This window comes from Enterobacter sp. C3_dUdeg (assembly GCF_057536195.1).
Map to the genome: position 1 here is coordinate 845570 of NZ_BAAKFX010000001.1, position 19250 is coordinate 864819.

General features: G+C 58.1%; 16 protein-coding genes. 4 read left to right on the plus strand and 12 right to left on the minus strand.

Annotated features, from left to right (window positions below; all coding sequences use genetic code 11):
* Positions 1 to 508: 508 nt before the first annotated feature.
* Complete coding sequence (yddG, locus tag AC27FC_RS03935; protein ID WP_033145645.1) at positions 509 to 1387, minus strand: aromatic amino acid DMT transporter YddG; 879 nt, start codon at positions 1385 to 1387, stop codon at positions 509 to 511.
* 221 nt (positions 1388 to 1608) lie between these two features.
* On the opposite strand from yddG, the gene fdnG reads away from it, so the two are divergent.
* The 3 genes from fdnG to fdnI are packed head-to-tail and all read left to right on the plus strand — an operon-like array spanning position 1609 to position 6201.
* Positions 1609 to 4656: a formate dehydrogenase-N subunit alpha gene (gene fdnG, locus AC27FC_RS03940; RefSeq protein ID WP_126327662.1), complete on the plus strand. Its 3048-nt coding sequence runs from the start codon at positions 1609 to 1611 to the stop codon at positions 4654 to 4656.
* An 11-nt stretch (positions 4657 to 4667) separates the two neighbouring features.
* On the plus strand, positions 4668 to 5552 hold the full coding sequence (fdxH, locus tag AC27FC_RS03945) for a formate dehydrogenase subunit beta (RefSeq protein ID WP_196354329.1): 885 nt from the start codon (positions 4668 to 4670) through the stop codon (positions 5550 to 5552).
* On the plus strand, positions 5545 to 6201 hold the full coding sequence (gene fdnI, locus AC27FC_RS03950; RefSeq protein WP_196354330.1) for a formate dehydrogenase-N subunit gamma: 657 nt from the start codon (positions 5545 to 5547) through the stop codon (positions 6199 to 6201). The genes fdxH and fdnI overlap by 8 nt, the downstream gene beginning before the upstream one ends.
* A 71-nt stretch (positions 6202 to 6272) precedes the next feature.
* Here fdnI and AC27FC_RS03955 read toward each other — a convergent pair whose 3' ends face one another.
* The 3 genes from AC27FC_RS03955 to ppk2 form a co-directional block, all read right to left on the minus strand.
* On the minus strand, positions 6273 to 6596 hold the full coding sequence (locus AC27FC_RS03955) for a CcdB family protein (RefSeq protein WP_196354331.1): 324 nt from the start codon (positions 6594 to 6596) through the stop codon (positions 6273 to 6275).
* Positions 6596 to 6784 (minus strand): hypothetical protein, encoded by a 189-nt coding sequence (locus tag AC27FC_RS03960; protein WP_073000601.1) that lies wholly within the window; start codon positions 6782 to 6784, stop codon positions 6596 to 6598. Before AC27FC_RS03960 ends, AC27FC_RS03955 begins: the two co-directional genes overlap by 1 nt.
* A 101-nt stretch (positions 6785 to 6885) precedes the next feature.
* Entirely contained in the window at positions 6886 to 7704 is an 819-nt protein-coding gene (gene ppk2 / locus AC27FC_RS03965) for a polyphosphate kinase 2 (RefSeq protein ID WP_033145639.1), read from the minus strand.
* A 166-nt stretch (positions 7705 to 7870) separates the two neighbouring features.
* On the opposite strand from ppk2, the gene araJ reads away from it, so the two are divergent.
* Positions 7871 to 9046: an MFS transporter AraJ gene (gene araJ, locus AC27FC_RS03970; RefSeq protein ID WP_033145636.1), complete on the plus strand. Its 1176-nt coding sequence runs from the start codon at positions 7871 to 7873 to the stop codon at positions 9044 to 9046.
* A 6-nt stretch (positions 9047 to 9052) separates the two neighbouring features.
* On the opposite strand, the gene AC27FC_RS03975 is transcribed toward araJ, so the two are convergent.
* The 8 genes from AC27FC_RS03975 to AC27FC_RS04010 form a co-directional block, all read right to left on the minus strand.
* Positions 9053 to 10144, minus strand: coding sequence for an alkylhydroperoxidase domain protein (locus tag AC27FC_RS03975; RefSeq protein ID WP_196354332.1), 1092 nt, complete (start codon positions 10142 to 10144; stop codon positions 9053 to 9055).
* A 10-nt stretch (positions 10145 to 10154) separates the two neighbouring features.
* Positions 10155 to 11144, minus strand: coding sequence for a putative FMN-dependent luciferase-like monooxygenase (locus tag AC27FC_RS03980; protein WP_196354333.1), 990 nt, complete (start codon positions 11142 to 11144; stop codon positions 10155 to 10157).
* Positions 11141 to 12748: a dipeptide ABC transporter ATP-binding protein gene (locus tag AC27FC_RS03985; RefSeq protein WP_232959968.1), complete on the minus strand. Its 1608-nt coding sequence runs from the start codon at positions 12746 to 12748 to the stop codon at positions 11141 to 11143. Before AC27FC_RS03985 ends, AC27FC_RS03980 begins: the two co-directional genes overlap by 4 nt.
* Complete coding sequence (locus tag AC27FC_RS03990) at positions 12748 to 13596, minus strand: ABC transporter permease (RefSeq protein ID WP_047060936.1); 849 nt, start codon at positions 13594 to 13596, stop codon at positions 12748 to 12750. The genes AC27FC_RS03985 and AC27FC_RS03990 overlap by 1 nt, the downstream gene beginning before the upstream one ends.
* Positions 13593 to 14537 (minus strand): ABC transporter permease, encoded by a 945-nt coding sequence (locus tag AC27FC_RS03995; protein WP_024909556.1) that lies wholly within the window; start codon positions 14535 to 14537, stop codon positions 13593 to 13595. Before AC27FC_RS03995 ends, AC27FC_RS03990 begins: the two co-directional genes overlap by 4 nt.
* A gap of 10 nt (positions 14538 to 14547) precedes the next feature.
* Entirely contained in the window at positions 14548 to 16167 is a 1620-nt protein-coding gene (locus AC27FC_RS04000; protein ID WP_196354335.1) for a TIGR04028 family ABC transporter substrate-binding protein, read from the minus strand.
* A gap of 149 nt (positions 16168 to 16316) precedes the next feature.
* Complete coding sequence (adhP, locus tag AC27FC_RS04005; RefSeq protein WP_033145630.1) at positions 16317 to 17327, minus strand: alcohol dehydrogenase AdhP; 1011 nt, start codon at positions 17325 to 17327, stop codon at positions 16317 to 16319.
* A gap of 196 nt (positions 17328 to 17523) precedes the next feature.
* Positions 17524 to 19236: an ABC-F family ATP-binding cassette domain-containing protein gene (locus tag AC27FC_RS04010; RefSeq protein WP_487159839.1), complete on the minus strand. Its 1713-nt coding sequence runs from the start codon at positions 19234 to 19236 to the stop codon at positions 17524 to 17526.
* Between the last annotated feature and the right edge of the window lie 14 nt (positions 19237 to 19250).

Below are 19250 nucleotides of genomic sequence, written 5' to 3' on the forward strand. Positions count from 1 at the left end.
GTTTCAAAATATTAGAGATAATTTCAATTAGTGTGATCTCGATCGTGCAAAAAGGCGATTATTCAAACAATGCGACCGAATTTCATACGATTGATAATTGTGTATTCTGCGGGACTATTGCTATCGCTATAATTTCTGCGTGTTTTAGTCTATTGCGTTAGATTTCGGTATTGTCGATGCTTTGAGGGGGTTATTATTATTGTTTTGACTTAAGAACAGTAGGTTAGGGGTAAATCACGACGTATATTGCGAATATTGCCATGAACACGTCAGAAATGAATTATTGCATTTAATGCTATCCATGACGTTAATATTCGCAGTTAATTAATTTCATGGTGTTGTCAGTTTGTGTCAATTATCTTTTCGGCCGTTTACAGAAGACGGTAAATATAAACCGAATTTAAACGGAAATGCGATAATTATGATAAATATTGCGAGGAGCGATCACACTTTAAATTTATGTTAATTATCTTGCCGGGCTGAAATTCGCCCGGCCGTTAGAGAAGCATTATTTTCTTGTTGCGTACCAGCAGAGCAACGACCCGGCGCAGACCATCAGCGCGCCTTGCCAGAACGAGAATGAGAGGGGCGAACTCAGCACTGCGGCGGCAAGCGCGGCGGAGAGGACAGGGGTAAAATAGGATACGGCAGCGAGTACCGTGACGTTACCGTGAAGGATGCCAATATTCCATGCGGCGTAACCAAATCCAAGCGCAATACCGCACATGACCAGTTTCACGACCACCGGAAGCGTGAACACCATCTCGGGCTGATCGCTCAGGAAATATTTCACCCACAGGCTCAGCGCGGTCAGTAAAACAAACAGGGTAATGCCGTTTTGTCCTTTCGCAAATTTGCTGGTGACCGTGCAGTAGGCGGCCCAGATAAATGCCCCGGCAAACGCCAGCGCGTAGCTCAGCGGGCTGGAGACGATATTGCGGGTTATTTCATCGAGATGTAAACCCTGTTCACCGCCCAATACCCAGCATACGCCCAGCAATGAGACGGCTAAGCCGGGGATCACCCACAGGGTCGATTTCTGCCCGTTGAACAAGATGGCAAACACAATGGTCAGGCTTGGCCAAAGGTAATTGACCATGCCCACTTCAATAGCCTGCGATCGCGTGGCGGCATAACCCAGCGACAGCGCCAGGCATATTTCGTAGCTGACAAATAAAACGCTGCCGGCAATAAGATAGCGGGGTGAAAACCGCCTGATATCAGGAAATCCTACCGTCACCAGACACAGTAATCCGCTCAGCGTGTAGATCATTGCCGCACCGCCTACCGGGCCGAGTCCCTCACTCACGCTGCGAATAAGGCCGACCATGGTGCTCCATAACAGTATTGCCGCCAGCCCAATAAGCGTTGCTCTCTTTCTGTCCATTACTTCGCCATTGCAATAAAAATCAGAGGAAAAATGTATCGCATTCATCCTGACGCTGTCGCCAATTATTCTCTTAAACCGTTAATCAAAAAGGAGTATTTAAAGGTTCCGGGGGTGACTATTAAGGGGGTGAAGGCAGATGACCTTGATTTGACGCAAAAAAAACAGGGGCTTTGCTGTTAGTTTGCGGCGCGAAGTCTTATATGAAAACGAGGACAACAATGGACGTCAGCCGCAGACAATTTTTTAAAATCTGCGCGGGCGGTATGGCCGGAACAACGGCAGCCATGCTGGGATTTGCTCCCAAAATGGCGCTGGCTCAGGCACGCAACTATAAGCTGCTGCGCGCAAAAGAGATCCGTAACACCTGCACATACTGCTCCGTAGGTTGTGGGCTTTTAATGTATAGCCTGGGCGATGGCGCGAAGAACGCCAGAGAAGCGATTTACCATATTGAAGGGGATCCGGATCATCCGGTGAGCCGCGGAGCGCTTTGCCCGAAAGGGGCGGGGCTGCTGGACTACGTTCACAGCGAAAACCGCCTGCGCTACCCGGAATACCGCGCGCCGGGTTCCGACAAGTGGCAGCGTATTTCCTGGGATGAGGCCTTCTCCCGTATTGCCAAATTAATGAAAGCCGACCGCGACGCCAACTTTATTGAAAAGAACGCCCAGGGCGTAACGGTTAACCGCTGGCTTTCCACCGGGATGCTGTGCGCGTCTGCGGCGAGTAATGAAACCGGCATGCTGACGCAAAAATTTGTGCGCTCTCTCGGCATGCTGGCGGTAGACAACCAGGCGCGCGTCTGACACGGACCAACGGTAGCAAGTCTTGCTCCAACATTTGGTCGCGGTGCGATGACCAACCACTGGGTTGATATCAAAAACGCTAACGTCGTGGTGGTGATGGGCGGTAACGCCGCGGAAGCCCATCCGGTGGGGTTCCGCTGGGCGATGGAAGCGAAAAACAACAACGATGCGACGCTTATCGTCGTCGATCCGCGCTTTACGCGTACGGCATCGGTGGCCGATATCTATGCGCCAATCCGCTCCGGTACGGACATTACGTTCCTGTCCGGCGTGCTGCTGTACCTGATCGAAAACAACAAAATTAACGCGGAATACGTTAAGCACTACACCAACGCGAACCTGCTGGTGCGGGATGATTTTGCCTTCGATGACGGGCTGTTTAGCGGCTATGACGCCGAAAAACGCCAGTACGATAAAACGTCCTGGAACTATCAGTTCGATGAAAACGGCTATGCGCTGCGTGATGAAACCCTGACGCACCCGCGCTGCGTGTGGAACCTGCTGAAACAGCACGTTTCTCGCTATACGCCGGAGGTGGTGGAAAACATCTGCGGCACGCCGAAAGCGGACTTCCTGAAGGTGTGTGAAGTGCTGGCCTCCACCAGCGCCGCCGACAGAACCACGACGTTCCTGTACGCGCTGGGCTGGACGCAGCACACCGTCGGCGCGCAGAACATCCGCACCATGGCGATGATCCAGCTGCTGCTCGGCAACATGGGCATGGCGGGGGGCGGCGTAAACGCGCTGCGCGGGCACTCCAACATTCAGGGGCTGACCGACCTCGGTCTGCTCTCCACCAGCCTGCCGGGCTACCTGACGCTGCCGTCGGAAAAGCAGGCCGACCTGCAAACGTATCTTGAGGCCAATACGCCGAAAGCGACGCTGCCGGACCAGGTGAACTACTGGAGCAACTATCCGAAGTTCTACGTCAGCCTGATGAAATCCTTCTACGGCGACGCGGCGCAGAAGGAGAACGACTGGGGCTTTGAGTGGCTGCCGAAGTGGGACCAGGCTTACGACGTCATCAAGTATTTCAACATGATGGATAAGGGCGACGTCACGGGGTATATCTGCCAGGGCTTTAACCCGGTGGCCTCCTTCCCGGACAAAAATAAAGTCGTTCGCAGCCTGAGCAAGCTGAAGTACATGGTGGTTATCGATCCGCTGGTGACCGAAACGTCCACCTTCTGGCAGAACCATGGGGAATCGAACGATGTCGATCCGGCGTCGATTCAGACCGAAGTGTTCCGCCTGCCGTCCACCTGCTTTGCGGAAGAGGACGGTTCTATTGCCAACTCCGGCCGCTGGCTGCAGTGGCACTGGAAAGGCCAGGATGCGCCGGGCGAAGCGCGTAACGACGGCGAGATCCTGGCCGGGATTTACCATCGCCTGCGCGAAATGTACCGCATCGAAGGCGGCAAGGGCGCTGAGCCGCTGCTGAAGATGGGCTGGAGCTACAGGCAGCCTGACCATCCTGAGTCAGAGGAAGTCGCCAAAGAGAACAACGGCGTGGCGCTGGCGGATCTCTATGACGCCAGCGGCAACCTGGTGGCGAAGAAAGGCCAGCTGCTGAACAGCTTCGCGCTGCTGCGCGATGACGGCACGACGGCGTCGTCATGCTGGATCTACACCGGTAGCTGGACGGAGCAGGGCAACCAGATGGCCAACCGCGACAACGCCGACCCGTCCGGGCTGGGCAATACGCTGGGCTGGGCATGGGCGTGGCCGCTGAACCGTCGCGTGCTGTACAACCGCGCGTCTGCAGACGTAAACGGCAGGCCGTGGGATCCGAAACGCATGCTGATCCAGTGGAACGGGGCGAAGTGGGCGGGGAACGATATCCCGGACTACAACACCGCCGCGCCGGGCAGCAACACCGGGCCATTCATCATGCAGCCGGAAGGGCTGGGACGCCTGTTTGCCCTCAACAAGCTGGCGGAAGGGCCGTTCCCGGAACACTACGAGCCGATGGAAACGCCGCTGGGCACCAACCCGCTGCATCCAAACGTGATCTCCAGCCCGGTAGTGCGTATTTACGAAGACGACGTCCTGCGCTTAGGCAAAAAGGACAAGTTCCCGTACGTAGGGACGACCTATCGCCTGACCGAGCATTTCCACACCTGGACCAAGCACGCGCGGCTTAACGCCATCGCGCAGCCGGAACAGTTTGTGGAGATCAGCGAGACGCTGGCGAAGGCGAAAGGCATCGCCAACGGCGACCGCGTGAAGGTAAGCAGTAAGCGCGGCTTTATTCGCGCGGTGGCGGTGGTGACCCGTCGTCTTCAATGCCTGAACGTGCACGGCCAGCAGGTGGAAACCGTCGGGATCCCACTGCACTGGGGCTTTGAGGGCGTGGCGCAGAAAGGCTACATCGCCAATACCCTGACGCCAAACGTCGGCGATTCCAACTCGCAAACGCCGGAGTACAAGGCGTTTCTGGTCAACATCGAGAAAGCGTAAGGAGCGATTCAATGGCGATGGAAACACAAGACGTTATCAAACGCTCCGCGACCAACCCGATTACCCCCGCGCCCCGCGCGCGGGACTACAAGGCAGAGGTCGCCAAGCTTATTGACGTCTCCTCCTGCGTGGGCTGTAAGGCCTGCCAGGTGGCCTGCTCGGAGTGGAACGATATCCGCGACGAGGTGGGGCACTGCGTGGGGGTCTACGACAATCCGGCGGATCTGAGCGCCAAATCCTGGACGGTGATGCGCTTTAGCGAAACCGAGCAGAACGGCAGGCTGGAATGGCTCATCCGTAAAGACGGCTGTATGCACTGTGAAGATCCGGGCTGCCTGAAGGCGTGCCCGTCTGCCGGCGCGATTATTCAGTACGCCAACGGTATCGTCGACTTCCAGCAGGACAACTGCATCGGCTGCGGGTACTGCATCGCGGGCTGTCCGTTTAATATCCCGCGCCTCAATAAAGAGGATAACCGGGTATACAAATGCACCCTGTGCGTGGACCGCGTCAGCGTCGGGCAGGAGCCTGCGTGTGTGAAAACCTGTCCGACAGGGGCGATCCACTTCGGCACCAAAAAAGAGATGCTGGACGTGGCGCAACAGCGCGTGGACAAGCTGAAAGCGCGCGGCTACGAGAATGCGGGCATTTATAACCCACAGGGCGTGGGCGGTACGCACGTGATGTATGTGCTGCACCATAACGACCAGCCGGAGCTGTACCACAACCTGCCGAAGGATCCGGCGATCGATACCTCCATCAACCTGTGGAAAGGTGCGCTTAAGCCGCTCTCGGCGGCGGGCTTTATCGCCACCTTTGCGGGGCTGATTTATCACTACATCGGGATCGGGCCGAACAAAGAGGTGGATGACGACGAGGAGGAACACCATGAGTAAGTCGAAAAAGATTGTGCGCACAAAGTTTATCGACCGCGCCTGTCACTGGACGGTGGTGATCTGCTTCTTCCTGGTGGCGGTGTCGGGGATCTCGTTCTTCTTCCCGACGCTGCAGTGGCTGACCGAAACCTTCGGCACGCCGCAGATGGGGCGCATTCTGCACCCGTTCTTTGGCGTGCTGATTTTCGTGGTGCTGATGTTTATGTTCGTGCGCTTTGTCCACCACAACATCCCGGACAGGCAGGATATCCCGTGGGTGAAAGGGATCGTCGAAGTCCTGAAGGGCAACGAGCATAAGGTCGCGAAGGTGGGAAAATACAACGCCGGGCAGAAGATGATGTTCTGGACCATCATGAGCATGATTTTTGTGCTGCTGGTGACCGGCGTGATTATCTGGCGTCCGTATTTTGCGCACTATTTCCCGATTCAGGTGATTCGCTACGCGCTGCTGATCCACGCCACCTCGGCCATCATTCTGATCCACGCCATCCTGATCCATATGTATATGGCGTTCTGGGTAAAGGGATCGATTAAAGGGATGATTGAAGGGAAGGTGAGCCGCCGCTGGGCGCAGAAACACCACCCGCGCTGGTATCGTGAAGTGGAACGACTGGAAGCGAAACAGGAAAGCACGGAAGGAATGAAGTAAGACCTGCGCCGTCGGCTTTGCCCGGCGGCGCTGAGTTTGCGCAGACAGGGCAAATGCCTGACCGGCTGGCGTCATGTATTAGTCAATAAACGATCAACTGCCGCTATAACGTCATGACGTGCGTTGCGTAAGTTACAAGCAAAGTCTTTAGGATTTATTTTGTTATTGTTAAGGTTGGTTATCATTGGCGAATAAATCAGAAATGTTTCAAAATCGATATTTACGCCTGGAGCCAGATGGCTCTGCCATAACGGTAATTTATTATTTCTCGCGAGCGGCACAATGACGCGCGTGGCAAGATCATCATAACAATCATCCTGAATGAGCATATAATAGGGAAGCTTATCCCGGGTGGCCGCAGATGTATTTCGGAAAACATTAAATTGTCTCAGCATTAAAGCACCCTGAAAAACTCATCATCAGTAATGGTTCCATGTTTTTCGACAAACTCATTCATTGAGCGGATAAATGAACGATCCGCTTCTGATGGCTGACGCGGGTCAGCGGAGTCTGGTGCGGTGTTGCTCGACGGTTTTGCCGATTTTATGCGTTGGGTGGGGGTGTGCTCTGCTGGGTATGTCATAGTATCTCCTTTGTTGGTGCGGTCATTATCAACCGCAGCCAACAAAAAACAATACCGTATCCCCTGGTAATCTACATTCTGCGAGGCCTATTCCAGTAATTTCAGAACCGCTCCTCCACATACCGGAACGGATATTTTGTGGGTTTGACTTTACCAATTTTACGTTTCGGTAAATCCACTTTTTCGACGTGAATTTCTTTATAGGGAATTTGGGTGAGCAGGTGAGAAATAATATTCAGGCGCACGCGTTTTTTATCTTCTGAACGCGCTACAAACCACGGCGCCCAGGCGGTATCTGTCGCTTCAAACATGGCGTCGCGCGCGAGGGTATACTCGTCCCACAGGTTAAAGGATTTAATATCCATCGGCGATAGCTTCCAGATTTTACGACCATCGTTAATACGGTCGCGCAGGCGGCGCTCCTGCTCTTTAGGCGTGACCTCCAGCCAGTACTTCAGCAGGATAATCCCGGCATCCACCATCGCTTTTTCCATCACCGGCGCACCATCAAGAAACTTCTCAACCTGCTCGGGGGTGCAGAATCCCATTACCCGCTCGACACCCGCGCGGTTGTACCAGCTGCGGTCGAAAATGACGATCTCCCCGGCGGCAGGCAGATGGGGAACATAACGCTGAAAATAGAGCTGGGTTTTCTCTTTCTCGGTGGGTGCAGGGAGGGCAACAACGCGAAACACGCGAGGGCTGACGCGCTCGGTGATCGCTTTAATGGTGCCGCCTTTACCCGCTCCGTCGCGTCCTTCAAAAACAATACACACCTTTAGCCCTTTGGCGACAACCCACTGCTGGAGCTTAACCAGTTCAACGTGGAGGCGACGTAGCTCTTGTTCGTACTCTTTGGTCTTTAACGGAGCATTCTTTACGACATCAACAGCGACACTGGTTTTCTTTTTGCTTCCCATGATGGTCATCCTCAGATTGTCCGGCGCGGAAAAAAGCGAGGCCGCACTATGAAGTGTAATCCACCTGAATTAATGGATTAACCTGCCAGCCAACGGATTTGAACTGGCTCACCATACAAGATTATTCAATAATGTCCGTCGCGTGTGATTAACCAGTGGTTGAAGTATGAAAAAGACAATTTTTTCGTTGGCGCTTGGCACATTTGGCCTGGGAATGGCCGAATTTGGCATTATGGGCGTGTTAACCGAGCTGGCACATGACACCGGTATTTCGATTCCCTCCGCCGGGAATATGATCTCGTTTTATGCGTTCGGCGTAGTGATTGGCGCCCCGATTGTGGCGCTGTTCTCAGGCAAGTTTTCGTTAAAGACCACGCTGCTGTTTCTGGTGGCGATGTCCGCTGTCGGCAATGCCCTGTTCACGTTTTCCACGTCCTATTTCTGGCTGGCGGTGGGGCGGCTGATTTCCGGCTTTCCGCACGGGGCTATTTTTGGCGTCGGGGCGATTATCCTGTCTAAAATTGCGCCTCCGGGTAAGGTGACGGTCGCGGTGGCTGGGATGATCGCCGGCATGACCGTGGCCAACCTGATGGGCGTTCCGCTGGGGACCTGGCTCGGGCACCAGTTTAGCTGGCGCTATACCTTTTTTCTGATTGCCGTGTTCGATGCGCTGGTGATCCTTTCGGTTCTGCTCTGGGTGCCGGACATCCGCGACACATCAGAAATCAAATTAACCGAGCAGTTCCACTTTCTGAAAAAACCAGAACCCTGGCTGATTTTTGCCGCCACCATGTTTGGCAACGCCGGGGTGTTCGCGTGGTTCAGCTTCGTTAAGCCGTTTATGGTCAACGTCTCCGGTTATTCAGAAGGGATGATGACGGCCATCATGATGCTGATGGGGCTTGGCATGGTGTTGGGCAATCTGTTGAGCGGTAAGCTCTCGGGGCGTTTTAGCCCGCTGCGCATTGCGGCCACCACCGATATGGTGATTGTCGCCTCGCTGCTGCTGCTTTTCGCCTTTGGTGAACTGAAAACGGCCTCGCTGATAATGGGCTTTATCTGCTGTGCCGGGCTGTTCGCGCTCTCTGCGCCGCTACAAATTCTGCTTCTGCAAAATGCGAAGGGCGGTGAGATGCTGGGGGCGGCAGGGGGACAGATGGCGTTTAATCTCGGCAGTGCGATTGGCGCGTACTTTGGCGGAATGATGATTGTCCTCGGCTTTAGCTGGCGTTACGTCACGCTGCCGGCGGCAATACTCTCTTTCTCAGCCATGAGTGCACTGCTGATCTACGGTCACCTGCGGGCCAGACGGGCTCAGGCTAACGCTCGCGCGCTAGCCTGACAGGCTTCAGGCAAGCCAGGGCTCACCCAGGGTCAGCATCAGGCGGTTGGCCCAGGCGAAGAACGCGGCGGATTGCACCAGATCGAGCTGCGCTAAGGTATCCAGCCCCTCTTTTTCCAGCGCGGCAAGGTGCAGCGGCGTGGCGGCAGGCGGCGTGACCGACAGCGCCGCCGCAAAATCGATTTCCGCCTGCCAGCGTGCGGATTGCCCCTCGCTCAGGGGCTGCCCCGGCCTCACGGCCAGCAGGGCTTCTACCGCCGCGTCATCCTTTGACAGCTGGCTGGCTTTACGCGCATGGACAGATGCGCAGTAAATGCAGCCGTTGATTTTACTGGCTACCGTTGCGGCCAGCTCGCGCTCGGCGCGCGGCAATCCCCCCGATGTATAAAAAATGCCTTTATCCGTTAACGTGCGCTGTTCAAGCACCGGCAGGTTGCGCGCCAGCAGGCGGAAGTACTCGGAATCGGTATGGCCAAATTTCGCCAGGATGGCAACCTCATCGTCACTGAAATCCGCCAGCGGTTTGGCCGCTATCCACGGTTCCCATCCCAGCTCCTGCTGGGTGAACGCGACGGGGGCCGCCTTTCCGGTGACCGTTGTTGCGGTCGTGTGCCAGATGCCTGCCGCCACCGGCGCATCGCTTTTGGCGACGGGCCTGTCATTCAGCAGCCGCAGCCCGGTGATGAGTCGGCTCTGGAAGCTCACAAACGCAATAAGCTGCGCCAGGGTAACAATGCCTTCCTTGCTCCATCCCGCCTGGGTCAGCGCCTTTAACGCTGCGGGCGTCGCTTCGACGGGGGAGAACGTCAGCAGGCGCGCGAAGTTCAGCGCCGGGGTCAGGCGTTCTGAGGTGGGATCGGCCAGGCCAAACCCCGCATAGTGCGCGGCCAGCGCCTCCGCGCTGTGCCACCTGGCGACTTTTGCCGCCACGGCGAAGCGCTCGTCGAGTGCAAAATCAGCATTCTGCTGGCTAAAGAGAATTTCGTAGCTGCCCTGCGCGTGGCGCGTGGCGGCATCACGCGTGGCGCGCGCCTCTGCCAGAGGGGAACCGGGTTTAATTTCCGCCAGCTCGGCGAGAATGTCCTGACTTAACGACATAGGTGTCTCCTCAAAGAATGTGGGGGGCAATACGTTCGGCGATCAGTTCGATGGACCGCAGCGTGTCGCGATGCGAGGGTTCGACCGAATGGACCTGGAATGAGATATCCGTGGCGCGCCTGAGAATGGAGTCGGCATTCAGCGAATGCAGCACCGTATCGGGCGAACCAATATGGGCGTCAAACTGGCGGTGATAATCGGTGACGTTGTCACCTTTAACCACGTGCCCGGCAGCGCGATGCTGCCGGGCCTGTTTCGTGAGGCCCGGCGTTGCGACCCTGAGCGCATAGTCGTCGCTGTCGGCGACGAACGCCGTACGGGAGGCCAGAATGCGCGGTGCGATGCCCGCAGGCAGCGCCTCAAGGTAGGCATCCACAATCGGGTTCTGGATCTCGTCGAGCGTTAAATCCAGCCGATCTGCCGGGCGCGGCTGCGTGCGGGAGAGCATTAAACCGTGTCCGGCCCGGGCGGCGCGAACGGCTCCGTCAACAGAGAAGGTGGCAATCCAGATACGGTCGGCCAGCTGTGGCGCCGGCGGGTAAAGGTGGTTATCCGGATGGGTAAGCGAATCCCCGCGCCAGGCGCTTTGGATCACATGCAAATGGTCAGCAAACGCCGCGCCGCGCTCCTCGAACGTCAGTCCGAACGGCAGAAATGAGGTCGGTGTGCCGCCCGAACCAAAACCGACCTCAAGACGGCCATCGGCGAGTAAATCGAGCACGGCGGCATCTTCCGCGACGCGCAGCGGGTTTTCCATCGGCAGGGTGATGATGGCCGTGCCCAGCCGGATGGTTTCGGTATGCGCGGCTACGTGCGCCAGAAACAGCAGCGGCGACGGCAGACCGCCTTCACTTTCGTGGAAGTGGTGCTGGGCAATCCAGGCGCTGTCAAAACCGTGGCGTTCGGCGTGGCGGATCTGTTCAGTTGCCAGACGATAGCGCTCCTTCGGCGCAGCGTCGTCAAGCAGGCGGGTGAAAAATCCCAGGCGTTTTCGCGTCATGCGAACTCCTCCGTAGCGGGTGAAAAATGGGGAATGGCGTCAATCAGCTCGCGGGTATAGTCGTTCTGCGGCGACGCGAATAAGGTTCCGACGTCGCCCTGTTCGACCACCTGACCGCCGCGCAGCACCGTGACGCTGTGGGCGATCCGGCGGACAGTTGACAGATCGTGCGTGATAAAGAGGTAGGTCAATCTCAGCTGCTGCTGCAGCTGCTGAAGCAGAGCCAGGATCTGCGCCTGCACGGTGACGTCCAGCGCGGAGGTGGCTTCGTCCAGCACCAGAATGGTCGGCTCCAGGATCAGCGCCCGGGCAATGGCAACGCGCTGGCGCTGTCCGCCCGAAAGCTCCCGGGCGGTGCGGGTCAGGAGTTCGACGGGCAGGGCAACCCGCTGCGCCACCGTCTCCACCCGGAGCTTTCGCTCCGCCTTGCCGAGGCGAGAAAAGTTCTTCAGGGGCTCCTCGATGATGTCAAACAGCGTCTGACGCGGGTCGAGAGAGGCAAACGGATTCTGGTAGACGAACTGGATCTTCTGGCGCAGCTGACGGCGGGCCTCGCGGCTGAGCGCGGTGGCATCAATATCATCAATGATGACCTGTCCGCTGTCGGCCTGTTCAAAACCCAGCAAAATACGGGCGAGGGTGGTTTTCCCGGAGCCGGATTCACCGACCAGCGCATGCGTGCTGCCGCGCCTGACGTCAAACGTCACCCGGTCCAGCGCCTGAAGCTGATGACCTTTGCCCAGGGAGAATTGCTTGCTGATGGCGCGGGCGCGAATGGCCGGGGACGCGAGCGGGCGACCGGCTACCGGGGCGATGGTCAGGCGCTGGCCCTGGAGATCGCTCAACAGCTGGCGGGTATAGGCGTGCTGCGGCGTGCGGACGATATCGCCGGTGTTCCCCTGTTCCTGAACCTCGCCATCGCGAAACACCAGCAGCCTGTCCGCGCGCTGTGCGGCCAGCGCCAGATCGTGGGTGACAAACAGAACGGCGGTACCCGACTCCCGGCGCAGGATATCCAGCAGATCGAGAATACGTTTTTGCACCGTCACATCCAGCGCGCTGGTGGGCTCATCGGCAACGATCACGTCCGGGCGCAGGGCAATGGCGATGGCAATCAGCACGCGCTGTTTCATCCCGCCGGAGAGCTGATGGGGATACTGCGTCATGCGCTGTTCGGGGTGGCTCAGGCCGACCTTTGTCAGCAGGGCGAGCACCTGCTCGTCGCGCTCGGCGCGGGTCACCTTCTGGTGGAGCTGAACGATCTCTCCGACCTGCGCCCCGATGGTCTTCACCGGGTTGAGCGAATTACCCGGATCCTGCGGTACCAGGCTAATTCGCGCGCCGCGAAGGGTATCGAGGCGCTTCGCGGACCATCGGCTAATCTCCTCGCCGTTGAGCGATATTTTTCCCGCATCGCGCCGGGCGTTATCGGCCAGCAGGCCAATGATCGCCTGCGCCGTGGTCGTCTTGCCGGATCCGGATTCGCCGACGAACGCCAGCATTTCCCCTCGTCCGAGCGTGAAGCTGACGTTATGCACCACCTCTCGCCACTGGCGAGCGGAACGGTAGCTAATCGTCAAATTTTCCACTGAGAGAACGGTCATTAGCGACCTCCGCTGAACTGTTGGCTGATACGGTTGGTGGCCAGCACCACGGCGATGACGACCACGCCGGGGAAGGTGGTGAGCCACCAGGCGGTAGAGAGATAGTTACGACCTTCGGCAATCAGTAAGCCCCATTCCGGCACCGGCGGCGGGGTGCCGTAGCCGAGAAAGCTCAGCGTGGAGAGCGCCAGGATGGCCTGACCAAACTGCAGCGTGGCAAAGGCGAGGACGGCGGTTAACGCGTTGGGCAGGATGTGTCGCCACAGCACGGCGAAAAACGTCCCGCCGCTGCCAAACGCCGCTTCGACATAATCCGTATGGCGGATACGCACGACTTCACCGCGCGCGAGGCGGGCGAAGCTGGCAATGGAGGCAACGCCGACGGCAATCGCGGCGTTAACGGTGCCAAATCCGAGCAGAATAATCACCGTCAGCGAGAGCAGCAGAGACGGGATGGAGAGCAACACGTCGACGAAGCGCATCAGCAGAGACTCGACGCGTCCGGCGAACGCTCCGGCAATCACCCCTAAGCCGGTACCGACCACCAGACCCATCGTCACGGCGGCCAGCGCCGCGCTCAGGGAGTGTGACGCGCCATAAACGATACGCGTGTAAACATCGCGGCCAAGCTGATCGGTCCCGAGCCAGTGACCGGCCTGCGGTGCCAGGCGCTGTGCCCCGGCGATGCCCTCAATCGGGCTGTAGTGGGTCAACAGGCCGGGCGCTACGGCGGCAAAAGCGGCGAGAATAATCACCCCCCATGCCAGCCACAGTCCCGGTTGCCATTCAACTCCCTGCCAGGCAGGAACGCGTTTTCGCGCGGCGGCCGCGTAATCGACCAGACTCATGATGCACCTCCGGTAACGGTTTGCAGACGGGGATCCAGCAGCGGCATCAGCAGATCCACCAGCAGATTGATCAGGACAAAACCGAGGGCGGAAATCATGACCACCGCCTGAAGCACGGCAATGTCCTGATTATTCACCGCCTGCTGGGTCAGCTGCCCGAGCCCGCTGCGGCCAAAAACGGTTTCCGTGATCAGCGCCCCGGCAATCAGCTCGCCCAGCAGCAGCCCGGCAATGTTCAGGACCGGCAGCAGGGCGTTGCCGGTGACGTGACGCCACAGGACGGCGGTTTCACTCAGCCCTTTGGCACGGGCGACGGCGACAAACGGCTGCGTCGCCACCTGGTCCAGACTGCGCATCAGAATTTGCGCCAGCGGGGCGGAAATCGGGATCGCGACGGTCACGATCGGCAGGATCAGCCCCTGCAGCGGCGTCGGGTTAATCACCGGGATCAGCCGCAGCTGAAAAGAAAAAAGCTGGATGAGGGCAATCCCCAGCCAGAACGTCGGTAAGGAGATAAACAGGACCGGCAGAGACTGAAGGGTGTTGCTCAGCCAGCGCAGACCCGGCAGACGCGATGCAAAGGCCAGCGCAAAGGCCAGCAGGACCGCGAGTACAAACGCGGGCAGGGCGAGGCTCAGGGTATCCGGCAGATTGCTGGCAATCAGCTCGCTGACCGGCACGCCTGCCTGTAGCGAATAGCCGAAATCCCCGCGCAGCATTGCCAGCAGCGTGTGGCCGTATTGTTGCCACAGCGGGCTGTCCGCGCCGTAGGCCACGCGCATCTCCTCGATTTGCGCCGGGCTTAAGCCCAGGTCCGGGTTCTGAAATTTAATCAGCACCGCGTCGCCCGGCAGCACCTGGAGCAACACGAACGAGAGGGTAAAGGCGGCCCACAGTACCAGCAACCCGTGCCCAAAGCGTTGAAGAAGTGCGTGGCGCATCGTCAGCTCCTCAGTGTTTCTCAATCCACGCGCCGTAGAACGACGGGCGGCCTACCGCTTCAAAATTGACGCCTTTCAGCCACGGCGCACCGGCGAAGACCTGCGGCTCCTCGAAAATCGGAATGACGTAGGCGTTATCCAGCAGGTAGCGCTGGGCGTCTCCCGTCAGCTGCAGGCGTTTTTGCGGGTCGACCTCAGCCGAAATGTTCACCAGCAGCGCATTCAGCCTGTCGTCACGGAAGTTTTTGACCTTGTCGCTGGATCCGCCTTTTTGCAGCAGGGCGTCGCGGTTAGCCGGGTAGAACATGCTTTTCACCACGTCCGGATCGGCGCGGCCCACTTCGGAGACGGTTAACGGGGTTTTCAGCGGGTCAAGGTTATCCAGCGTGCGGCTGCCTGCGTCTCCGGCTTTGACGCTCAGCGCCACGCCCACCTGGCGCCACTGCTGGGCAACCAGCTGCAGCACCTCTTTGTTTTGCGGCTGCGGCAGGGATTCATACACCGTCAGCGCCAGACGTTGGCCGTCTTTGGCGCGGATCCCGTCGCCGCCTGCTTTCCAGCCCGCCTCGTCCAGCAGCTGGTTGGCTTTTGCCGGGTCAAAGGTCAATTTGTCGCTGAGATCGACAAAGCCTGCGGCGGAACCGGCAATCACGGATTTCGCCTGCGGATAGTTGGCCGAGAAGAGGGTCTCGACCACCTGTTTTGCATTGGTGGCATGCAGCAGCGCCTGGCGAACGCGAATATCGGAGACCAGCGGGTTATCCGGGCGGAAGCTGATGCTGTCGTTCACCCCGCGCGTCGGGGCGGCGTAGATCTTATAGCCCTGATCGGTCGCCTGCTTTTCGTCATACGCCTGCACCTGGCGAATAAAGTCGGCCTGACCGGCCAGCAGGGCGCCCACGCGCACGCTGTCTTCCTGGGTCACGATAAACTTGATGCCATCGAGATTGGCTGGCCCCTGTTGCGCCAGGTTTTTCGGTCCCCACTGGTAGTCTTTGCGGGCTTCGAGCGTCACTTCACGACCCAGCTTCTCGTCCTTCACCACAAACGGGCCGGAACCAATGATGTGGCGGGCATCTCCCAGCTCTTCGAAGTTGCGCTTCAGCGTGCTGAGCGAGACCAGACCCGAGCCAATGGTGGCGGTGCCCTGCAGGAACCCCGGCGACGGTTTTTTGAAGTAGAACTTCACGGTCAGCGGGTCGATGACTTCGCTGCGATCGTAGTTATTGATCACTTCTGACACCGGCAGGCGCTGCGCCTTATTGCCTAAACCGTAGGTATCAAAGTTTTTCGCCACGGCGTTGGCGTCCAGCGGCGTGCCGTCGGAGAAGGTGATGCCGGGACGAAGCTTAAAGGTGTATTCGGTTTTATCGGCGTTGGTGGTCCAGCTTTCGGCCACCCAGGGTTCCACCTGCAGCGTTTTTGGGTTCTGCCACGTCAGTTTGTCGGTGATTTGATTCAGAATGCCGCCGTTCGGGTAAAAGCCACCGGCAGGCGGATAGAGGTTGGTGTGCGCCTGTTGCTCCAGATAAATCAGCGTGCCGCCTTTGACGGGCGCATCTGCGGCCCAGGCTGCGGTTGTCGCCAGAATCAGCGCCGTCAGCAGCGGCAGACGAAATGGGGTTTGCATGGTGAATTCCTTTGTTATCTTCTTGTTAGCGTCGGATTCATCATCGGGCGCGGGGGAAAACAAGGGAACAAAGGAATTAAGATAAGGATTGCCGGAAAATGGCTATAAAAAAACCGCCCCAGCGAGGAGCGGTAATGAAAGATGAACGATTATGAACGTAGGTCGATCACCATACGGCCGCGGATCTGGCCCTGTTCCATCTCTTTAAAGATGGCGTTGATGTCCTCGATTGGACGCATCGTGACTTTCGGCACCACCTTACCTTCAGCGGCGAACTGGAAGGCTTCCTGCAGATCCTGACGGGTGCCGACCAGCGAACCCACCACCTGGATGCCGTCCAGCACCAGACGCGGAATGTCGAGGCTCATCGCTTCCGGCGGCAGGCCAACCGCGACCACGCGGCCACCGGCACGCACGGCGTCAACGGCTGAGTTGAATGCGGCTTTTGCGACGGCAGTAACGACTGCGGCATGCGCGCCGCCGGTTTTCTCCTGCACAATTTTCGCGGCGTCTTCGCTGCGGGAGTTGATGGTTAAATCCGCACCCATGCTGGCCGCCAGCTTCAGCTGTTCGTCGTTAACGTCGAGAGCGATGACTTTGGCGTTAAAGACGTTTTTGGCGTACTGCAGCGCAAGGTTGCCCAGACCGCCCAGACCATAAATTGCAATCCACTGGCCCGGTTTGATACCCGAGACCTTCACCGCTTTGTAGGTAGTGACGCCAGCGCAGGTGATGCTGCTGGCCGCAGCGGATTCCAGACCGTCCGGCACTTTTACCGCGTAATCCGCGGTGACGATGCACTCTTCCGCCATGCCGCCGTCAACGGAGTAACCGGCATTTTTCACGTCGCGGCACAGGGTTTCGTTGCCGGTATTACAGTATTCGCAGTGGCCACAGCCTTCAAAAAACCAGGCCACGCTTGCGCGGTCGCCGACTTTCAGCGACTTCACGCCGGGGCCGACTTCTTTTACGATACCAATCCCTTCGTGGCCCAGGATAACCCCGGTTTTATCGCCGAAATCACCGTTCTTCACGTGGAGATCGGTATGGCATACGCCACAGCATTCCATCTTCAGCAGGGCTTCCCCGTGCTTTAGCGGGCGTAAGGTTTTTTCGGTGATATTGACCTGATGATCCTGAGTGACAACAGCAGCCTTCATGTGTATCTCCTTGTTCATGATGAGTATCTGCATAGCAGGTGTAATACTCCTCAAGGATTAGTGGTTTGGCGCTGTAATGCAAGGCAACGGCAACATAATGTCATTATTTAATCCATTTTCAGAATAAGAATACGGCGTTCCTCTAATAATTTAGGGGGAAAATACTGGCCCGACGAGAGACTCGCCGGGCGCAGACTTACAGCTGTGCCTCTATCTCCTCAATCTCTTTACGCCATTGCGCCTGCAGCTGCGGCTTTTGATGCTTCGGCTTACGCGCCAGGTCGTCTTCCAGCAGCGCTTCCAGCGCGACCAGCCGTTCGAGCAGATCGTCATACGGCGAGGGTTGAACCGTCGCAGCGTCGATGGCGGGCGCGGTGGATGTCGCCAGCCCCGCGCTTTCACGCAGGCGCTCAAACACCGCTTCTGCATCGTGCCACTCGCTCAGCTTTCCCTCTTCAATCAGCCAGAAACGGTTGCAGCTTTGGCTAATTAGCTGACGATCATGGCTGACCAGCAGGACGCCGCCTTCAAACTGCTGAAGGGTTTGCGCCAGCGCCTCTTTGCCTTCCATGTCGAGGTGGTTGGTCGGCTCATCCAGCATCAGCAGGCTGTAGCGGGCAAGCGTCAGGCCAACGAACAGCAGGCGCGAGCGCTCGCCGCCGCTGAGCGTGCTGACCGTTTGCCCGTGACGCGACCACGGGAAACCCGCGCTTATCAGCGCCATTTTGCGGTTCTGCGGATCCGGTGCGAAAGGCTCCAGCGCGTCGAGCAGCGTGGCGTTGTCCGCAAGCTGGTGAAGCGTCTGGTCGTAATAGCCTGGCGACACGCGCGGATGGATTTTCAACCCGCTGTTTGCGGACTCATCGGCAAACTGTTGCCAGATAAGCCTCATCAGCGACGATTTGCCGCAGCCGTTACGACCGACAATCGCCACGCGATCGCCGCTTTTTAGCCGCGCCATTTCGATGCTGAATAACGCCGGCAGGCCAGGTGCAGGAGGAACGTCGAGATTCTCCATTTCCAGCAAACGGTCGGCCCGCAGCGCGTCGCCGCGCAGGGTTAACGTCCACGGGCTGCCTGCCGTGAGCGCCGTCTGGCTCTCCTTCAGCCGTTTGACCTGTTTTTCCATCTGTTTGGCTTTGCGGGCAAGATCTTCGTTGTCGTAAACCTTGCCCCAGGTCGCCAGCCGCTTCGCGCTGGCGGTCACGCGGTCGATCTCCTTTTGCTCCGCCTTGTGGCGCTGCGCGTCGCTTTCATCCTTTGCTTCAAGCGCCTTGCGGGCGGCCGTGCAGGGAAGGGCGAAGTAGTGCAGCGTTTTATCGCGCAGGATCCAGCTGCCGTTAGTGACGGCGTCCAGCAGCTGTCGGTCGTGCGAGACCAGCACGAAGCTGCCTGACCAGTTCTGTAGAAAGTGTTCCAGCCAGAGCATGGTCGGCAAATCAAGGTGGTTGCTGGGTTCATCGAGCAGGAGCAGATCCGGCTCGTGAATCAGGGCCCGCGCCAGCAGCAGGCGCGTGTGCTGCCCGCCGCTCAGCGTGGCGGATTGCAGCGCCATATCCTGCGGCGTGAAGCCCATGCCTGCTAGCAGCGTTTCGGCTTTCCAGCGCAGGCTATCGCGCTCGGCTAAAGGCAGCTGTGCGAGTACGGCATCCAGCATGGTCAGCGGGAAAATGGCGTCCGGGAGATGTTGCTCCACGCGCGCCATCAGGCAGTGCCCGGCCAGCGAAACCGTTCCGGCGGCGGGGGAGTCAGTGCCGTCCAGCACCTTCAGCAGCGTGCTTTTGCCGCAGCCGTTGTCGCCCAGCAGGCCAATGCGGTCGCCTTTTTTCAGCGTAAAGGAGAGTGAGTCGAAGAGCGTGCCAAACGCCGTATCAACGCGTAAAGATTGTGCAGTGAGTAAAGTGCTCATTGTTGCTTACCCAA